Annotated in this window: 3 protein-coding genes; all 3 read left to right on the plus strand. The window is 70.6% G+C overall.

What is annotated here, in order from left to right; genetic code table 11:
* Positions 1 to 233: 233 nt before the first annotated feature.
* On the plus strand, positions 234 to 836 hold the full coding sequence (locus QH283_RS22265) for a DUF937 domain-containing protein (RefSeq protein WP_280504909.1): 603 nt from the start codon (positions 234 to 236) through the stop codon (positions 834 to 836).
* Between the two features lie 530 nt (positions 837 to 1366).
* Complete coding sequence (locus QH283_RS22270) at positions 1367 to 2332, plus strand: acyl-ACP desaturase (protein ID WP_280504910.1); 966 nt, start codon at positions 1367 to 1369, stop codon at positions 2330 to 2332.
* Between the two features lie 212 nt (positions 2333 to 2544).
* Positions 2545 to 3696 (plus strand): tRNA dihydrouridine synthase DusB, encoded by a 1152-nt coding sequence (gene dusB / locus QH283_RS22275; RefSeq protein WP_280504911.1) that lies wholly within the window; start codon positions 2545 to 2547, stop codon positions 3694 to 3696.
* Positions 3697 to 3933: the final 237 nt, after the last annotated feature.

The raw sequence follows: 3933 nt of genomic DNA on the forward strand, positions 1-3933 counted from the left end.
TCCCCCGGCCCCAGGTTCGCGCCCGGGGGGGGGCACGTCGGACTGGCGCCCGGGCTCCGGGCGCCTGTTCTCGTCTGCGGGGCCGACCGGCCGCCGCGCCGGCCCGAGGAGCTGGGCGAACGGGTCCCGGCACGATCACAGCAACCATGAAACAGGGGATCGCGAGCGGGCTTTCCTCTACTGTGAGGCGGTCACGGGCACACTCGTGGCTTACCTCTAGACAGGCGGAGCCGATGACTTCCTTCGACGAACTGCTCTCCAATGTTCCGGTCGCCCAGATCGCAAACCAGCTGGGTGTGGACGAAGCCACCGCGCGCACGGCCGTGCAGGCCGCGCTGCCGACGCTGCTCGGCGGGTTGCAGGCCAACGCGACCCGGCCCGAGGGCGCCTCGGCGCTGCTGGGGGCGTTGAACAAGCACGATCCCAGCCTGGTGGACGGTGACGGGTCGGTCGATATCGCCAAGGTGGACGCGGCCGACGGCGAGAAGATCGTCGACAAGGTGTTCGGCGGCGAGAAGAACACCGTCATCAGCGCGCTCGGCGCGACCGAGGGCACCGGCGGCAACCAGCTGGTCGCCCAGCTGCTGCCGATCCTGGCGCCGATCGTGCTGGCCTACCTGTCCAAGCAGCTGACCGGCGGAGCCGCGGCGCCGCAGGCCCAGGCCCCGGCCCAGCAGGCCTCGGCCGGTGGCGCGCTGGGCGACATCCTCGGCGGTCTGCTCGGCGGCAGCGCGAACAACAGCGGCATCGGCGGGGCGATCGGCCAGGCCATCGCCAAGAACGCGGGCGGCGCGCTCGGCAACGTGCTCGGCGGGCTGCTCGGCGGCAAGCGCTGAGCCGGGGCGCACCTCTATATGCCGGGGCGCACCTTTGCATACAGCGCCCCGGGACACCGCCCGGAACACAGGGGCACCCGAACGCGGCGCCCAGCAAGGGCTCACGGCCTGCCCACCCTCGCGGTGGGCGGGCCGTTCGGCTGTGAGGCGGCTCACGCGCGCGGCAGGCATGGGGACGGCCGGGGGCGGGGTACCAGATTCGGTGGCGTCGCGACAGCGCGCCGAGGTGTGCGTGCTAACGAAATCTGCCGCGCGCCGATAGAGACGGGAACCAAGGCTGCCGAGTGTGGGTGTGCATACCCCCGCGACGCGCTTGGGAGGCATACACTCGGAGTGGCCGCATCCTGCGGCGATGCCGCTGTGGGGACCATCGTCGTCCGGCGTGGGGACTTCGGTCCGCACTTCGGATCAGTGGCGCCGATGCGTTTCGCATCACACCTACGGTGCCGTAAGGTATGGCCGCGTCGACACGGTCCGACTCCGATGAAACGACCTGCAAAGCGGGCTAGCAGACTATGAAGGGCTGATACATGGCAAGGGATCTGACTCAACTCGAGCTGCTCACGGAGTTGGAGCCGGTTGCCGAGGAAAACGTCAACCGGCACCTCTCCCTGGCCAAGGAATGGCACCCCCACGACTACGTCCCGTGGGACGAGGGCCGCAACTTCGCGGCGCTCGGGGGCGTCGACTGGGACCCGGAGCAGTCGAAGCTGAGCGAGGTCGCCAAGGCGGCCATGATCACCAACCTGCTCACCGAGGACAACCTGCCCTCCTACCACCGCGAGATCGCCGAGAACTTCTCGCAGGACGGCGCGTGGGGCACCTGGGTCGGCCGTTGGACCGCCGAGGAGAACCGCCACGGCATCGTCATGCGCGACTACCTGGTGGTCACCCGCGGCGTCGACCCGGTCGCCCTCGAGAACGCCCGCATGATCCACATGACCAACGGCTTCGCCTCCCCGGCCGACGCCGACGCGGGCTTCCTGCACTCGGTCGCCTACGTGACCTTCCAGGAGCTGGCCACCCGCGTGAGCCACCGCAACACGGGCAAGGTCTGCGACGACCCGATCGCCGACCGCATGCTCCAGCGCGTGGCCGCCGACGAGAACCTGCACATGATCTTCTACCGCAACATGTGCGGCGCGGCCCTGGACCTCGTGCCCGACCAGGCGCTCGAGGCGATCACGATGATCCTGGAGAACTTCCAGATGCCGGGCGCCGGCATGCCCAACTTCCGCCGCAACGGCGTGCTGATGGCCAAGCACGGCATCTACGACCTGCGCCAGCACCTGGAAGAGGTCGTGCAGCCGGTGCTCAAGAAGTGGAAGGTGTTCGAGCGCACCGACTTCACCGCCCGCGGCGAGCAGACCCGCGAGCGCCTCGGCGCCTTCCTGGAGAAGCTGTCGCAGGACGTGGTCAAGTTCGAGGAGCAGCGCGACCGCATGCTGGCCCGCGAGGCCAAGAAGCGCGAGCTGGCGGGCGCGACCGCGGGCTGAGCACCGACGGTCGCCCGGAAGGGGCGGCTGCCCACAGCAGGTGAACACCGTCGCCGGAATGCCGGCGGCGGTGTTCGCCGTTTCGGCGGCGGTTCGCTTCCACGGCGGTCCGGGTCCCGCGGACGGGTCGACGCGGCCGGGCGGTGTGGCGCGAACTACTCCCGGATCGAGCGTCCGACCGGCGACGACCGGCTTGATGAGAGACTTGACCCGTGACGACGACTACCGAGGCGACGAGGACCACGCTGCGGATCGGCCCCTACCCGGTCGACCCGCCGGTCGTGCTCGCGCCGATGGCAGGCATCACCAACCTGGCCTTCCGCAAGCTGTGCCGGGAGTTCGGCAGCCCCACCTCGATCTACGTGTGCGAGATGATCACCGCCCGCGCGGTCGTCGAACGCAACGAGAAGACGCTGCACATGATGTCCTTCGACGCCGACGAGCATCCGCGCTCGATGCAGCTCTACGGCGTCGACCCGCACACGCTCGGCGAGGCGGTGCGGATCATCGTCGGCGAGGGCTGGGCCGATCACATCGACATGAACCTCGGCTGCCCGGTGCCCAAGGTGACCCGGCTCGGCGGTGGCGCGGCGCTGCCGTACAAGCGGGCGCTGTTCGCGCGCATCGTGCGGGCCATGGTGGCCGCGGCCGAGCCCGCTGGCGTGCCGGTGACGGTGAAGTTCCGCATCGGCATCGACGACGACCACCTGACCTACCTGGACACCGGCCGCATCGCCGAGGCAGAAGGCGCGCGGGCGGTGGCCCTGCACGCGCGCACGGCCGCGCAGCGCTACTCCGGGCAGGCGGACTGGTCGGCCATCGCCCGGCTCAAGGAGGCCGTCACCACCATCCCGGTGCTTGGCAACGGCGACATCTTCTCCGCCGACGACGCCGTGCGGATGATGGCCGAGACCGGCTGCGACGGCGTCGTGGTGGGGCGCGGCTGCCTCGGCAGACCGTGGCTGTTCGCGGAGTTGCAGGCCGCGCTGCGCGGCGAGCCGGTGCCCGCGCCGCCGAACCTCGGCCGGGTGGGCGAGATCCTGCACCGGCACGGCTCGCTGCTGGCCGAGCATCTCGGCGAGGACAAGGCGATGCGTGACCTGCGCAAGCACATGGCCTGGTATCTGATGGGCTTCCCGGTGGGCGCGGACCTGCGCCGCTCGTTCGCGACGGTGTCGAGCCTGAACCAGCTCGGCGATCTGATCGGACAGCTCGACCCGGACGCGCCGTTCCCACGCGACGCCGAGGGCCCGCGCGGGCGGCAGGGCTCGCCTGGCAAGGTGGCGCTGCCGCACGGCTGGCTCGACGATCCCGACGACCCGGCGGTCCCCACGGCCGCCGACGTCATGCACAGCGGCGGCTGATCTGCGGAAACGCCGTTGCGGCGCAGCCGGATTCCCACCGGCCTGCCCGCCCGTGGCGGAATCGTTATCATTGGCGAAATCGTTTCGTGCTGGTCGAGCTCGGCCCAAGCGACGGCAGAGAAGTAAAGCGAGGTTCGTTGGTGGGTGACGATCGGCACGGGCATGCCCAGCGGCCCGGAGGTCGTGCCCCGTGGGAGCGGGTTCCCGCGGCGGAGGGCGAACCCGAGGGCGTGCGGC

Source organism: Nocardia farcinica (assembly GCF_029867845.1).
GTDB classification, from domain to species: Bacteria; Actinomycetota; Actinomycetes; order Mycobacteriales; family Mycobacteriaceae; genus Nocardia; species Nocardia farcinica_A.

Excerpts from the sequence above, each read along its gene's own strand:
- QH283_RS22265 (WP_280504909.1), top strand. The coding sequence starts at position 234 with ATGACTTCCTTCGACGAACTGCTCTCCAATGTTCCGGTCGCCCAGATC.
- QH283_RS22270 (WP_280504910.1), top strand. The coding sequence starts at position 1,367 with ATGGCAAGGGATCTGACTCAACTCGAGCTGCTCACGGAGTTGGAGCCG.